The sequence below is a fragment of the Oleiphilus sp. HI0123 genome, assembly GCF_001635315.1.
The window spans coordinates 1-273 of the sequence record NZ_LWGE01000384.1; the positions used below are offsets into that span (position 1 = coordinate 1).

Here is a 273-nt window from a genome sequence, read left to right on the forward strand (position 1 = left end):
GTTATTTTCTTCCCTTCGTGGACGCAAGCAAAGGAAGCAGCTCGTTATATGGTTCAGAGTAAGGTTCAACTATCGATGCTGCGCTTAAGTAATGCCGTTGAAACCACGACCCAACTTGCTTTGGCTGGTCACCCTGGCCAGATATCAATGCTTGAAAAGTATCTGAGCTTTAAAGGTGCTGCTGAAGGCAAGTGCATGATGACCTTGGGTATAACGGGGCTGCCTGAGCAGTGCCGCCCTGCCCACAAACTAATGAAGAGCATGATTCGTCGT

General features: G+C 48.7%; 1 protein-coding gene. It reads left to right on the forward strand.

The genetic code is table 11. From position 1 onward, the window contains the following. The coding region (locus A3761_RS03620; protein ID WP_304439576.1) for an FAD-linked oxidase C-terminal domain-containing protein at nt 1–273 on the forward strand (273 nt) is incomplete at both ends.